At 65.8% G+C, this 13,083-nt stretch carries 9 protein-coding genes and 1 pseudogene; 7 read left to right on the plus strand and 3 right to left on the minus strand.

Annotation, left to right across the window (positions count from 1 at the left end; all coding sequences use genetic code 11):
- Positions 1-203: 203 nt before the first annotated feature.
- Positions 204-3,020 (plus strand): bifunctional [glutamate--ammonia ligase]-adenylyl-L-tyrosine phosphorylase/[glutamate--ammonia-ligase] adenylyltransferase, encoded by a 2,817-nt coding sequence (glnE, locus tag PI93_RS08315; RefSeq protein WP_052240496.1) that lies wholly within the window; start codon positions 204-206, stop codon positions 3,018-3,020.
- Between the two features lie 76 nt (positions 3,021-3,096).
- Here the strand turns inward: glnE and recN are convergent, their stop codons facing one another.
- A complete protein-coding gene (recN, locus tag PI93_RS08320) occupies positions 3,097-4,761 on the minus strand; it encodes a DNA repair protein RecN (protein ID WP_039367146.1) in 1,665 nt (554 codons plus the stop codon).
- A 22-nt stretch (positions 4,762-4,783) separates the two neighbouring features.
- On the minus strand, positions 4,784-5,692 hold the full coding sequence (locus PI93_RS08325) for an NAD kinase (protein ID WP_039367785.1): 909 nt from the start codon (positions 5,690-5,692) through the stop codon (positions 4,784-4,786).
- Between the two features lie 117 nt (positions 5,693-5,809).
- Between PI93_RS08325 and hrcA the strand changes: the two genes are divergently transcribed.
- From hrcA to PI93_RS08345, 4 genes and pseudogenes are all read left to right on the plus strand, one after another.
- Positions 5,810-6,841: a heat-inducible transcriptional repressor HrcA gene (gene hrcA / locus PI93_RS08330; RefSeq protein WP_039367148.1), complete on the plus strand. Its 1,032-nt coding sequence runs from the start codon at positions 5,810-5,812 to the stop codon at positions 6,839-6,841.
- A 238-nt stretch (positions 6,842-7,079) separates the two neighbouring features.
- Entirely contained in the window at positions 7,080-9,545 is a 2,466-nt protein-coding gene (locus PI93_RS08335; protein ID WP_144400549.1) for a DUF6600 domain-containing protein, read from the plus strand.
- A gap of 114 nt (positions 9,546-9,659) precedes the next feature.
- A pseudogene (gene hemH, locus PI93_RS08340) lies at positions 9,660-10,691 on the plus strand (ferrochelatase); the annotation flags it as partial.
- Between the two features lie 158 nt (positions 10,692-10,849).
- On the plus strand, positions 10,850-11,251 hold the full coding sequence (locus PI93_RS08345; RefSeq protein ID WP_052240471.1) for an RNA-binding S4 domain-containing protein: 402 nt from the start codon (positions 10,850-10,852) through the stop codon (positions 11,249-11,251).
- Positions 11,252-11,444: 193 nt separating this feature from the next.
- Here PI93_RS08345 and PI93_RS08350 read toward each other — a convergent pair whose 3' ends face one another.
- Positions 11,445-11,633 (minus strand): hypothetical protein, encoded by a 189-nt coding sequence (locus tag PI93_RS08350; protein ID WP_306439095.1) that lies wholly within the window; start codon positions 11,631-11,633, stop codon positions 11,445-11,447.
- A gap of 299 nt (positions 11,634-11,932) precedes the next feature.
- On the opposite strand from PI93_RS08350, the gene grpE reads away from it, so the two are divergent.
- Positions 11,933-12,478 (plus strand): nucleotide exchange factor GrpE, encoded by a 546-nt coding sequence (gene grpE / locus PI93_RS08355; RefSeq protein WP_039367151.1) that lies wholly within the window; start codon positions 11,933-11,935, stop codon positions 12,476-12,478.
- Between the two features lie 161 nt (positions 12,479-12,639).
- Positions 12,640-13,068: a thioredoxin family protein gene (locus PI93_RS08360; RefSeq protein ID WP_039367797.1), complete on the plus strand. Its 429-nt coding sequence runs from the start codon at positions 12,640-12,642 to the stop codon at positions 13,066-13,068.
- Positions 13,069-13,083 lie beyond the last annotated feature (15 nt).

Consider the following 13,083-nt stretch of genomic DNA (forward strand, 5'->3'; position numbering starts at 1 on the left):
GTTTCTGTGGCAAAGACTGTAACACAAGCCCAAGACCCTCCGAAGGCTCGGCCGTAGGAGAAATAGACATGTGATCCGGCGTTTCATCGCGCATCGGTAAGCATGCGAAAGTCTCTTCATTCTCATTGCTGACCGGAACCCCGCCAGTGAGTTCACCCGAAAACCCGATCGAAATCTCGTCGTACTCGCGCTATGCGGCGCGTATGCTCGCCAGCCGTCCGGCCCTCGCCGAGGCATTGCCCGACCTGGCGGCCCACCCCGTTGACGCCCGCTGGCTCGCCCGCCGCTTCGAGGCCATCACCGGCACCGTGCTTTCGCCGCCCGAGCAGGCCTCGGGGGTGTCGGGTGTCGACGAAGCCGGTCTTGCACGGGCGCTGCGGCTCTTGCGCATCGAGGCGCTGTGCGCCGTCATGCAGCGGGATCTGGACGGCCGCGCCGAGTTGTCCGAAGTCACCGAGGCCATGACCGCACTGGCCGAGTTCGCCATACAGGCGGGCATCGCAGTCTTGTCGCGCGAACTCGAGGCCATCCACGGCGTGCCGCGCAATGCCGAAGGCGAGCGTCAGACGCTGGGCGTGGTCGGCATGGGCAAGCTCGGCGGGCGCGAGCTGAACGTCTCGTCGGACATCGATCTGATCTTCCTTTACGAAGACGACGGCGACACGTCGGCGCCCGACGACGCCGATTCGTCCGTCGCGAGCCGTCTGCGGTTCCTGTCCAATCACGAATTCTTCACCAAGCTCGGCCGCAAGCTGATCGGCATGATTTCCGAACTCACGCCGGACGGCTATGTGTTCCGCGTGGACATGCGCCTGCGTCCCAATGGCGATTCGGGGCCGCTCGTTTGCAGCCTGCCGATGCTCGAAGAGTATTTCTACGTGCAGGGGCGCGAGTGGGAGCGTTACGCCTGGATCAAGGGGCGTCTCGTCTCGGAGCTGGCAAGCGAGCCCGGCAAGCGTATCGAGCGGTTGCTGAGTGCGCTCGTTCAGCCGTTCGTGTTCCGCCGCTATCTCGATTACGGCGTAATCGGCGCGATTCGGGCGCTGCACGAGCAGATCCGTCATGAGGCGGAGCGGCGCGCACGCGCCAAGCCCGCTCGCATCAACGACATCAAGCTCGGACGTGGCGGGATTCGCGAGGTCGAATTCTCGGCGCAGGTGTTCCAGTTGATACGAGGCGGTCAGGAGCCGGAACTGCGCGTGCGCCCGACGTTGGCGGTGCTCGGTGTGGCGGCCCGTCGTGGCTGGCTTTCGCAGAACGTCGCCGACGAACTGGCGAACGCCTATGTGTTCCTGCGCAAGCTCGAGCACCGCATTCAATATCTGGACGATGCCCAGACGCACATTCTCCCGGGCCCCGGCGAGGATCGTCTGGCGGTTGCCCGCGCGATGGGCTTCCCCGACGAGGCGACTTTCATGACGGTGCTCGACGAGCACCGCGAATTCGTGGCCGCGCAGTTCGACGAGATTTTCGCGGACAAGGCGGGCAGTAGCGGACAAAAGGGCGGAAAGAAGGGGGCGTCCGGCACGGGCGACTGCGAATGCCCGCCCGAGTTGTGGAGCGAATGTCTCGCCGACGAGGCGCAGACGGGCGATCTCGGCAATCAACTCACACGGCTCGGATTCACCGACGCCGAAGGCGCACTCGACCGGTTGCGCGCGGTGTGGACGTCGTCACGCTACAAGGCGCTTGGCGAGATCAGCCGGCGGCGCTTCGACCAACTCGTGCAGCGCGCAGTGGAAGGCGCGGCCGGCACGGGAGAAGCCGACGCCGTGCTGGCACGCATGCTCGATCTGCTCTCGACCATCAGCCGCCGCAGTTCGTATCTGGCGCTTCTCACGGAGTATCCACGCGCGCTGGAACGTGTGGTCAAGGTGCTGGCCGGTTCGCGTTGGGCCGCGGGCTACCTGATCAGCCATCCGCAACTGCTTGACGAACTGCTCGACGACGAGGCGCTCGCCGCGCCGTTCGACTGGCCGTCGTTCAAGACGCAATTGCTGTTGAGCCTGAATGCCGCCGGTGCGTCGGGCAATGTCGAAGTGCAGATGGATATTCTGCGGCGTGCGCATCACGCCGAAGTGTTCCGCATTCTGTTGCTCGACTTGCAGGGGACGCTGTCGGTCGAGGCGATTGGCGATCGTCTCTCGGAACTGGCGGACATCATTGTCGATGTCACGATCTCCACCGTGTGGCCGCATGTGGCCACACGCCACCGCGAGGTACCGCAGTTCTCCGTCATTGCCTACGGCAAGCTCGGTGGCAAGGAATTGGGCTACGCATCGGACCTCGATCTGATCTTCCTTTACGACGATGACGACGAGCGCGCGCCCGATGCGTATGCGGCGCTCGCTCGCCGCTTCGTGACGTGGCTGACCACGCACACGGGGGCCGGCATGCTCTTCGACGTCGATTTGCGACTGCGGCCGAATGGCTTGTCCGGCCTGCTGGTTACCAACATCGAGAGCTTCCGCCAGTATCAGTTCCGCGAAGGCAATGCGAATACCGCGTGGGTCTGGGAGCATCAGGCGCTTACCCGGGCGCGCTTCTGCGCCGGCGACGAAACCATTGGCGCGGCGTTCGAGAACATCCGTGCGCAAGTGCTGGCCACGCCGCGCGAGGCCTTACCGCTCGCGCAGGAAATCGTGGCGATGCGACGCAAGGTGCTCGAAGGACATCCGAACCCCGGCAACCTCTTCGATCTGAAGCACGACCGGGGCGGCATGGTTGACATCGAGTTCACCGTGCAGTATCTGGTGCTGCTGTATTCGGGGGCGCATCCGGCACTGTTGCGCAACGCGGGCAATATCGCGCTGCTGCGCGAAGCCGCTCAACTCGGATTGATCGACGCGAAGCTGGCCGACGATGCCGCCGCCGCTTATCGGACGTATCGCAAGCGTCAGCACAAGTTGCGGTTGGATGGAGTCGAAGCGGCGCGTGTGCCCGTTGCCAATGTCGAGGCCGAGCGCGAGGCCGTCATGGCGTTGTGGGATTCGGTGTTCTCGGAGGCGGGGCCGGTCTGATATCGATCCGGGGATGAACACGGGCGGGCGCCGTTCGCTACCCGTGCCGCCCGTGCCACCCGTGCATGGCAGAGGCTCAGAGAGCGAGCATCTCCCGCGCGTGCTTGCGCGTGGTCGCCGTAATCTCGACGCCACCCAGCATCCGCGCAATCTCCTCCACACGCTCGGTGCGGCCGAGCGGCTCGATTTCACTCATCGTCGTATCGCCGTCGCTGCGCTTCTTCACGCGCAGATGCTGATGGCCGAGCGCGGCGACTTGCGGCAAGTGCGTGACGCACAGCACCTGTCGCCCCTGACCGAGTTCGCGCAGCAGGCGGCCGACCACTTCGGCCACCGCGCCGCCGATGCCGGAATCCACCTCGTCGAAAATCAGCGTCGGCGTGAGGCTCGCGCTGCTGGCGATGACTTGCAGGGCGAGGCTGATACGTGCGAGTTCGCCGCCCGAGGCCACTTTGGCCAACGGCCGGGTCGGCACGCCGGGATGGCCCGCGACGAGAAACTCTACCGTTTCCAGACCGAACGATTGTGGTTCGGGCGTCGCGCTGAGGGTGACGTCGAAGCGTCCGCCCGGCATGGAAAGATCCTGCATGGCGCGCGTGACTTCGCGCGAGAGCGAGGCCGCCGCTTTCGCGCGCGCCTTCGACAACGCCTTTGCCAGCTTGAGATAGGTCGCGTGGGCGTCGTCGGCGGCCGCCTGCATGGCCGCCATGTCTTGCGAGGCCGTCAGTTCTTCGAGCTGGGCGCGTCGCTCGGCATGCTCGGCAGGCAATTGTTCGGGCGTGACACGGAACTTGCGCGCGGTCGAATGCAGCGCGTCGAGCCGCTGCTCGACCACGGCGAGGCGTTCCGGATCGAGGTCGACACGTTGCGCGTAATGCGTGAGCGAGTGCACGGCTTCGCGCAACTGAATCTCGGCAGGCTCCAGCGCAGCCAACGTGTCGGCGAGGCCCGCGTCGATCTCCGCCAGTTCGCGAATCTGATGCACGACATGACCCAGTGACGGGACGATGGCCCCGTCGGCTTCCGCCAGCGTGTCGAGCGCGCCTTGCACGCCATTGATGAGACTGGCGGCGTGCGAGAGACGACGATGCTCGGCGCTCACCTCATCCCATTCCCCTTCCTGCGGATTGAGCTTGTCGAGTTCCGACGTCTGCCACTCGAGCCGTTCGCGCTCCAGTTGCAACTCGCGGTCGCGTCCGTGCGCTTCTTCGCACCGCTTGACGAGGCGCCGCCATTCCTTGTGCGCCGCAGCAGTGTCTGTCGCGAGCTGCGTGGCGCCGGCATGCGAGTCGAGCAGACGGCGTTGTGCGTCGGGACGCAGCAATTGCTGATGCGCGTGTTGACCGTGAATGTCGACGAGCATTTCGCCAAGTTCGCGCAGTTGGGCGAGGGTGGCGGGCGTGCCGTTGATGAAGGCGCGCGAGCGGCCGCCCGAGTCGAGGACGCGGCGCAGCAATACGCCGCCGTGCTCTTCCAGCGTGAGCGCCTGCGCCTGCAACCAGGCTTCGAGGTCGGGGCGGGCTTCGGCGTCGGCAGCGAACTCAGCGGTGATGTCGGCACGTGTCTGGCCGTTGCGCACCATGCTGATGTCGCCGCGCTCGCCCATTGCCAGCGCCAGCGCGTCGATCAGGATCGATTTGCCCGCGCCGGTTTCCCCCGAAAATACGGTGAAACCGGCGGAGAATTCCAGGTCGAGACGATCGACGATCACGAAATCGCGAATCGAGAGACTGCGTAGCATCGGATATCGGGGGAGGCGTGGATCAGTTCTGGGGCGTATCTTCGTCGGAGATATGCTCGTTCCAGTGCAGTTTGCGGCGCAACGTCGCGTAGTAGTTGTAGCCCACCGGATGCAGGAACGTCACCTGATGCTCGGAGCGGCTCACCAGAATCCGGTCGCCCTGACGCAGTTCGGCAAAGGACTGCATGTCGAAGTTGGCGCCAACTTCACGCCCGCCGGTAATCGTGATGACGATGTCGCTCGAGTCCGGCAGCACAATCGGGCGATTCGAGAGCGCGTGCGGTGCGATCGGCACCAGAACCACGCCCCCCAGACGGGGATGCAGGATCGGGCCGGTGGCCGAGAGTGCATAGGCCGTCGAGCCGGTCGGGGTGGCGACGATCAGGCCGTCCGAGCGTTGCTTGTACATGAAGCGGCCGTCGACATCGACGCGCAGCTCGACCATGCCGGAGATGCCCGAGCGGTTCACGACCACATCGTTGAACGCGAGCGTCTCGAAGAGCGTCTGCCCGTCGCGCTCGATGCGCGCGGCCAGCAGTGTGCGCTGCTCGCCTTCGAAATGACCTTCGAGCATGGCCGGCACGACCTGGCGCATCTCGTCGAGCGGAATATCGGTGATGAAACCGACGCGTCCGTGGTTCACGCCGATCAGCGGCACCTTCGACGCCGCAAGCTGACGGCCGACGCCAAGCATCGTGCCGTCGCCGCCAACGACCACGGCCACATCGACCTGCGTGGCAATTTCCTGGATGTCGAGGGTGCGGTACGGATCGGCGGCAGTGCCAATGTTATGCGCGGTGTCGCGCTCGAAGACAACGTGATGCCCGCGCTGGGCAATACATGCCGCCAGCGTGAGCAACGGTTCGGCAACGCCGTCGGCATGGTATTTCCCGACGAGCGCTACGGTCTTGAAAGGGCTCCCTGTTTTCATGCCGCCATTACACCATAAGTCGATGACAGCAACCATCGGCATGCACCGCGTGGTGCGGTTCTCGCCTTGGGGTTCACCGCACGCCGCGTATGCACATTTCGCGTTACAATTTTTGCCATGCTAGATCAACGTGCGCAAGCTCTCCTCAAAACCCTGATCGAACGGTACATCGCTGATGGCCAGCCGGTCGGTTCGCGCACGCTTTCCCGTTACTCGGGGCTCGACCTGTCCTCGGCGACGATCCGCAACGTCATGGCGGATCTCGAGGCGCTCGGCTTCGTCTCCAGTCCGCATACGTCCGCCGGTCGTGTGCCCACGCCGCGTGCCTACCGTCTGTTCGTCGACACCATGCTGTCGGTGCGTCCCCTTGAAAAAGAGGCCGCGCACCTTCTCGCGTCTCACGTGCAGACCCGCTTGCAACCGGCCGGGCCGCAGCAACTGGTGGCTTCGGCGGCGCAGGTGCTCTCGAACCTCTCGCAATTCGCGGGCGTGGTGCTCACCCCGCGCCGCAGTCAGATCTTCCGGCAAATCGAATTCCTGCGTCTGTCGGACAAACGCGTGCTGCTCATCATCGTCACGCCCGATGGTGACGTGCAGAACCGCATCATCCTGACCGAAAAGGATTATTCCCCGGCCCAATTGGTCGAAGCGGCGAACTATCTGAACGCGCATTTCGGCGGCCAGAGCTTCGACGACGTGCGTGCTTACTTGCGTGGTGAGCTCGACGCCCTGCGCTCCGACATGAGCGCGTTGATGCAGGCCGCCGTGCAGGCGGGCAGCGACGCCATGGCCGACACCACGCGTGAGAGCGTGCTGATTTCGGGCGAGCGCAACCTGCTGGGCGTGGAAGATTTGTCGTCGAACATGGAACGGCTGCGCCGGCTGTTCGACGTCTTCGAGTCCAAGACCGGTCTGCTGCAACTGCTCGACGTCTCGAGCCGCGCGCAGGGCGTGCAGATCTTCATCGGCGGCGAATCGAGTCTCGTGCCGATCGAAGAGATGACGGTCGTGACCGCACCCTACGAAGTCGATGGCGAAGTTGTCGGCACGCTGGGCGTGATCGGCCCGACCCGCATGGCTTACGAGCGCGTGATTCCCATCGTCGATATCACGGCCAAGCTGCTTTCCAACGCGCTCAGCCAGCATTGACCGGTGCCTGGGCGATGCCGAGGAAACCGCTTGGCCTCGGTTCCCCGCGCCTGCGCCATGTCCCGTTACAACCCCGTAGCATTCCTTTACACGCTGTCACACACGGCAGGCTTACGCTCGAAGTGTCACTTATGGCGACGTTGCGAACATCGCGTTCGTCAAAGGATTCGGACAGAACAATCAGGTAGCGCGTCCAACGCAACGCTTGGCGCGTGAACCCGAAGGGCCCGGAGTGTTTATGAAATCCCTGATTTCCTGGCGGACGATGGTCCGTTATCTCGGCGTCGGGCTTGCGCTCGGGGCGTTGGGCGCGACTGGCTTGCCCGCGCTGGCACAGGCGCAGAGCGCCGATCCTCCGGGGCGGGTGGCCCGTCTGAGCGAATTCGACGGCACCGTCACCTATGCCCCGGCCGGCGCCAGCGACTGGCGCTACGCCGACCGCAACCGCCCGCTGACCACGGGCGACGCAGTCTGGGTCGATCGCAACGGCCGCGCCGAGATGCATGTCGGCGGTACGGCGGTGCGCATGGGGGCGTCCACGAGTGTCGCGCTGTCGGCCGTGACCGACCAGAATGTGCAACTGAACGTAACGCAGGGCACGCTCGGCCTGCGTCTGCGCAGCTTCGATCCGAATCAGCCTTACGAGATCGATACCCCGAATCTGGCCTTCGTGCCGCAACAGGCGGGCGAATATCGGATCGATGTCGACCCGAACGGGGTCACGACGGTGAGCGTCTGGCGCGGTGCGGCGACCGTGTACGGGCAGGGCGCCTCGGTGCCGCTGCAACAAGGACAGCGGGTGGCGTTCGTCGGTCAGAATCTGACGCAGCAACCGACCAGCCCGCTCGTGGCCGACACCTTCGATCAGTGGGTACGCCAGCGCGACGCTCGCGAAGACGCGTCGGTTTCCGCGCGCTATGTGCCGCGCGACATGACCGGTTTTGAAAGTCTGGACGACTACGGTGCGTGGCAGGAGACCCCGAACTACGGTGCCGTGTGGGTGCCGTCGAACGTGCCGTCGGGGTGGGCGCCGTACCGCACGGGTCACTGGGCCTGGGTCGATCCGTGGGGCTGGACGTGGGTCGACGACGCGCCGTGGGGCTTCGCGCCTTATCACTATGGCCGGTGGGCGTATGTCGACGCGCGCTGGTGCTGGGTGCCGGGGCCGGTTGCCGTGCGTCCGGTGTACGCGCCGGCGTTGGTCGGCTGGGTGAGCGGTAGCAGCGGCGGGAACCAGTGGGGCATCTCGTTTGCCGCCGGCGGCGTGGGCCTCGCCTGGTTCGCGCTCGGCCCGCACGATCCGTATCGTCCGGCGTATCGCGCCAGTTCGTCGTATGTCACCAACATCAATCGGTCGACGACGGTGATCCAGACGAACAACATCACGAATATCAACAACGTGTACGTGAACCGCAATGTGCGCGGCGCCGTGTCGACGATGCCCGCACAGTCCTTTGTGCAAGGGCGTCCGGTGGGTGCGCCGGTGGCGTTGGCCGCACCGCGTGCGGGGCAGTCGTGGCGCGTCGGCAATACGCCGGGCGTGGCGCCGGTGCAGCAAAGCGTGTACGGCAACAGCCGCCCTGCGGCGGGCACGCCACCGGCGGGGGTGTTCAACCGGCAGGTGCTGGCTACGCGTGCGCCGGCGGGCCGAGTGATGCCGTCGCGCGAACTGACCAGCAACCTCCATCCGGTGCCGAACGCTGGCGGAGCGCCGTTGGTTTTCGGCCAGAACGCCCAACAAGTCCAGAATACGCGGCCCGGGGCGCCGAACGCGCAGGGGCGCGTGCAACCGCGCGTGACGGTCGTGGGCACGCACGGGCCGGTCGGCGCGCCGATCGGTGTGAACGGCGCGACACCTGCCCAGCCTGCGCTCGGCGCGACCGGTGCCGAGCGCGCCATGCCGGGGCACGGTGGGCTGCCGCCGACGGGCGCTGTGCCGTCGATGCACGGCGCGCCGGGCGTTCCCGGCCAACCCGGCGTGCCGGGAGCCCCGGGGCGCCCGGGTGTGCCGGGGGAACCCGGTGTGCCGGGAGCGCCAGGCGTTCCGGGAGAACCGGGTGTGGCCGGCTATGGGGCGCGCGGCGTTTATCAGAATCGTCCGGGTCAACCTGCGCCGCAAGCCCAGCCGCCGGTGCGTGGCGAGCAGGCGGCGCCGTCTGGCGTTCCCCATCCGCCGGGGATGAACGCGCCGGGGCAGTCCCCAGCGCGTGGCGAAGCCCAGCCGACGGTGCCGCAACCTGGGCATGAGGCAGCGCAACGCGATATGCAGATGCGTCGACCCTCGCCGCAGGCACCGCAATCGCAGGTTCCGCCGGAAACGCGCAATGCGCCGGCACCGCAGCGCGCCCAGCCCGACGAGGGCGAGGCCGCCCGCCGAGCGCAGCAGTGGCAGTCGCACGCACAGCCCCTAGCCCAGCCACCGCAGCGACCCCAGCCGCAAGCGCAACCGCGTCCGCAGCCTCAGGTGGAGCGCCCGCAGCCGCGTCCGGAACCGCAAGTCGAGCGGCAGCCGGTAGCCCCAAGGCCTCCGCCTGCGCAGGAGCGCCCGCAGGCAGCACCTCGTCCTCAACCGCAAGAGCACCCTCACCCGCAACCGGCGCCGCGTGAAAACAAGCCGGAAGGCGCACGCGCACCGGTGCACGAAGCGGAGCATCCGAGCGCCGCGCATCGTCCGGCAAAAGGCGACGAGCATCCGCACGGCTGAGCGTCGAACGGCTTGTCATCCCTTGCGCCGACCTTGGTTGGCGCAAGGGGGAGCACATAGGGGCGCTGCCCGCACCGGTCTGAAGGCGGCCCGGTTTGCGGTAAAGTACGATCCATGCGCTTCGATCCTGAACCTACTTCGCATGGCCAGTCCGGCAAGACCGCCGTTCTGCTGATCAACCTTGGCACGCCCGACGAGCCGCGTCCTGCGGCCGTGCGTCGCTATCTGCGCGAGTTCCTGTCGGACCCGCGCGTGGTGGAAATTCCCTCGCTGGTGTGGCAGCCGTTGCTGCGACTGGTGATTCTGCCGTTCCGCTCCCGTCAGTCCGCGCAGAAATATGCGACGGTCTGGACCCGCGAAGGCTCCCCGCTCAAAGTGAATACCGAGCATCAGACGACCGCCTTGCGCGCGTTGCTGCATGCGAACGACTACGACGTGGTCGTCGACTACGCGATGCGCTATGGCAATCCGTCGATTCCCGAGCGCATTCGCGCGCTGCGGCAAAACGGCGTCGAGCGCATTCTGGTCCTGCCGCTCTATCCGCAGTACTCGAGCAGCACGACGGCCACGGCCAGCGACGCCGTGTTCCGCGTGCTCGGCCACCTGCGCAATCAACCCGATGTGCGCACGGTGCGCGACTATCACGATCATCCCGCCTATATCGAGGCCCTGCGTCAGCAAGTCGAGGGCTACTGGCAGCAGCACGGCCGTCCGGATTTTTCGGCGGGCGAGCGGCTGTTGCTGAGCTTTCACGGCGTGCCGCGCCGCACGCTCGATCTGGGCGATCCGTACCACGATCAGTGCGTGAAGACGGCGCGTTTGCTGGCCGCCGCGCTCGGGCTCGATGAAACCACCTGCCGTCTGACGTTTCAGTCGCGTTTCGGCAAAGCTGAGTGGCTTCAGCCCTACACGGCCCCGACGCTCGAAGAACTGGGCCGCGGCGGCACGCCGCGTGTCGACGTGTTCTGCCCGGGCTTCACCTCCGATTGCCTCGAGACGCTCGAAGAAATCAATATGGAAGGTCGTCACGCGTATTTGTCTGCGGGCGGCAAGGCGTTCCACTTCATCCCGTGCCTGAATGGCGCGAGCGCCTGGATCACGGCGCTGGGCGAGATTGCGGCGCGTCATCTGCAAGGCTGGCCGGTGCTCTCGCCGGAGGGGACCGCACAGGCGTCAGCGGCTGCGGTGGCGTCGACCCGCCAACGGCAAGTCGCCGCCATGGCGGCCTTCGACGAAGCGGCGGCGGCCGCCGCTGCCACGGCCGCTACAGCGGCTGCCGAGTCAAACGCGCCGGGAGCCAGCACGTGACGGTCAAGGTTGACGACTCCCCGCAAGCCGCCACGCGTATCGACAAATGGCTGTGGGCCGCCCGTTTCTTCAAAACCCGTTCGCTCGCCACGCAAGCCGTCGACCGCGGCCGGGTGCTGTGCAACGACGCTCGCGTCAAACCGGCGCGCGACGTGCGTCCAGGCGATATTGTCTCGATCGATAACGGCAGCACGCGCTGGGAAGTGCGGGTGAAGGCCATCGCAGAAGTCCGGGGTTCCGCGCCCGTCGCACAGTCGCTGTACGACGAAACGGAAACCAGTATTCGCGCGCGTGCCGACGAAAGTGAGCGCCGACGTCTGTTTCAGGAGCCCGCGGCACAGATGCACGGGCGTCCGACGAAGCGCGACCGGCGGCGCCTCGGCGGGATTGGCGAGTAGCCTGCACCGGTCCCGAGGTTTCCCGACTTGGCCTCATCAACGGTTTTTCAACGCCGGAATGAACGCCGCCGCTGGCGAAGTGCGCAGCGGCGGACGTAGGGTGGAGCGGTGTTCAAGCTGTCCCGCGAGACGCGGAACGAACCGGGAGAGCGGCTTCGCACACGACGGCACATGTCGTGTGCACCCGGGGCGATCAGCGCGAAGGGATTCCGGTGTTGGACGAATGCACCGGCATGCCCGGCATTTCGACGAAATGATGCAGTACCGCCCGCACGCCACCGTATTCGGTGTCGCGCCGCGTGACTGCGCCGGACAAGCAGATCGTAATCGTTACCGTCGTCACCAACGCAAGGATGAAGACAACAGCCAGTGGCAGCTTCATGATGCGCTCCTGAAAGAACACTACGCCGGACGGGGGGTGTCCGGCGAGCGGCCGGGTCCAGCACGGCACATCCATCAACTGGACCGTTATTCATGTTAGGTCGCAGCAACGGCCGATACAATAGAGGACTCGTAACGCGTGTAACCGGATATTTGCCGGCACGCCGCGCGCACCGACATGGCGCACAGAATGCCCGCCAGCTCTTGAAAACGGTGTGAACGCCCCTACTATCCAAAGGGATTTGAACCGGTGGCGCATCGTCGTGGTGCGCTGCAAGAACCTTTTGACGACTCAAGCTCATGACTGAACAGCAAAACACCCCCGACCAGCCGATTCCGTCTCAGGCCGAAGCGGCCCCGAACGACGCTGAGCTCGCGAACGACGCGCTGCCCTCGGTCGAGGCGCAACTTCTGGCCGCTCAGGCCGAAGCGGCGAGCCTGCGCGACGACGCGTTGCGTGCCCGCGCCGAGATGGAGAACGTGCGCCGTCGTGCGGAAGATGAAGTGGCCAAGGCCCGTAAATTCGCCGTGGAAAGCTTCGCAGAGAACCTGCTGCCGGTGATCGACAGCCTGGAAGCCGCCGCCGCCGACAAGAGTGGCGACGTGGCCAAGCTGCAGGAAGGCGTGGCCCTGACGTTGCGCCAACTGGTCTCGGCGCTCGAGCGCAGCAAGGTGTCGGTCATCGACCCGGCAGGCGCGAAGTTCGATCCGCATCAGCATCAGGCTATCTCGATGGTGCCGGCCGATCAGGAACCGAACACCGTGGTTGCCGTGCTGCAAAAGGGTTACCTGATTGCCGACCGCGTACTGCGCCCGGCGCTCGTGACCGTCGCCGCCGGCAAGTAACCGTATTGCCATGACATCATGGAAAGCTTCGGCCTTCCGCCTGCTGTCCGGTGGTGCGAGGCGCAGGCAAGACGTGGCAAGCCGCCAGCGTCAGCATTGACGGGGGCGGCAGGAAGCCGCAGGAAGCAGCAATCGGCAGGCATCAGCAAGGATCAGCGATCATGGCAGGCGATCTTCCGGGCATGGCAGGTGTGGACGGCACGGCATTCGAAGCGTTTTCGATGCAGGCGCTGACGACCGAAACGTTCGATGAAGGGCTGCGTGAAGCGGGCGACGCGCTGGCAGTGGTGTTTTTCTGGGGCGTCGACTGTTTCAACTGCGAAGTCGCCAAAAAGACCATGCTCGCGCAGCGTGAAGCCATCGATGCCTTGGGGCTGCGCTGGTTTCACGCCAATGTGTACGCCGATATGGCGCTGGCGAAGCGCTTCGCGCTACACGGCGTGCCGACGTTTTTCTTCTTCCACGAAGGCAAGAAGCTGGGCCGGGCGACCGGCTGGCACGGCTTGCCCCAGTTCCGGCTGGCGGTGGCTGCCGCCCGCGAGAAAATCGCGGCGGCGGGGGGCAAAACCGGACAACAAGAAGGGTCTTGAAATGTACCGGGCTGC

The organism is Pandoraea fibrosis (assembly GCF_000807775.2).
GTDB classification, from domain to species: Bacteria; Pseudomonadota; Gammaproteobacteria; order Burkholderiales; family Burkholderiaceae; genus Pandoraea; species Pandoraea fibrosis.

Coding starts and splice junctions, on each gene's coding strand:
- glnE (WP_052240496.1), top strand. CDS start 204: ATGCTCGCCAGCCGTCCGGCCCTCGCCGAGGCATTGCCCGACCTGGCG.
- PI93_RS08335 (WP_144400549.1), top strand. CDS start 7,080: ATGAAATCCCTGATTTCCTGGCGGACGATGGTCCGTTATCTCGGCGTC.
- recN (WP_039367146.1), bottom strand. CDS start 4,761: ATGCTACGCAGTCTCTCGATTCGCGATTTCGTGATCGTCGATCGTCTC.
- PI93_RS08360 (WP_039367797.1), top strand. CDS start 12,640: ATGGCAGGCGATCTTCCGGGCATGGCAGGTGTGGACGGCACGGCATTC.
- hrcA (WP_039367148.1), top strand. CDS start 5,810: ATGCTAGATCAACGTGCGCAAGCTCTCCTCAAAACCCTGATCGAACGG.
- PI93_RS08350 (WP_306439095.1), bottom strand. CDS start 11,633: ATGAAGCTGCCACTGGCTGTTGTCTTCATCCTTGCGTTGGTGACGACG.
- PI93_RS08325 (WP_039367785.1), bottom strand. CDS start 5,692: ATGAAAACAGGGAGCCCTTTCAAGACCGTAGCGCTCGTCGGGAAATAC.
- grpE (WP_039367151.1), top strand. CDS start 11,933: ATGACTGAACAGCAAAACACCCCCGACCAGCCGATTCCGTCTCAGGCC.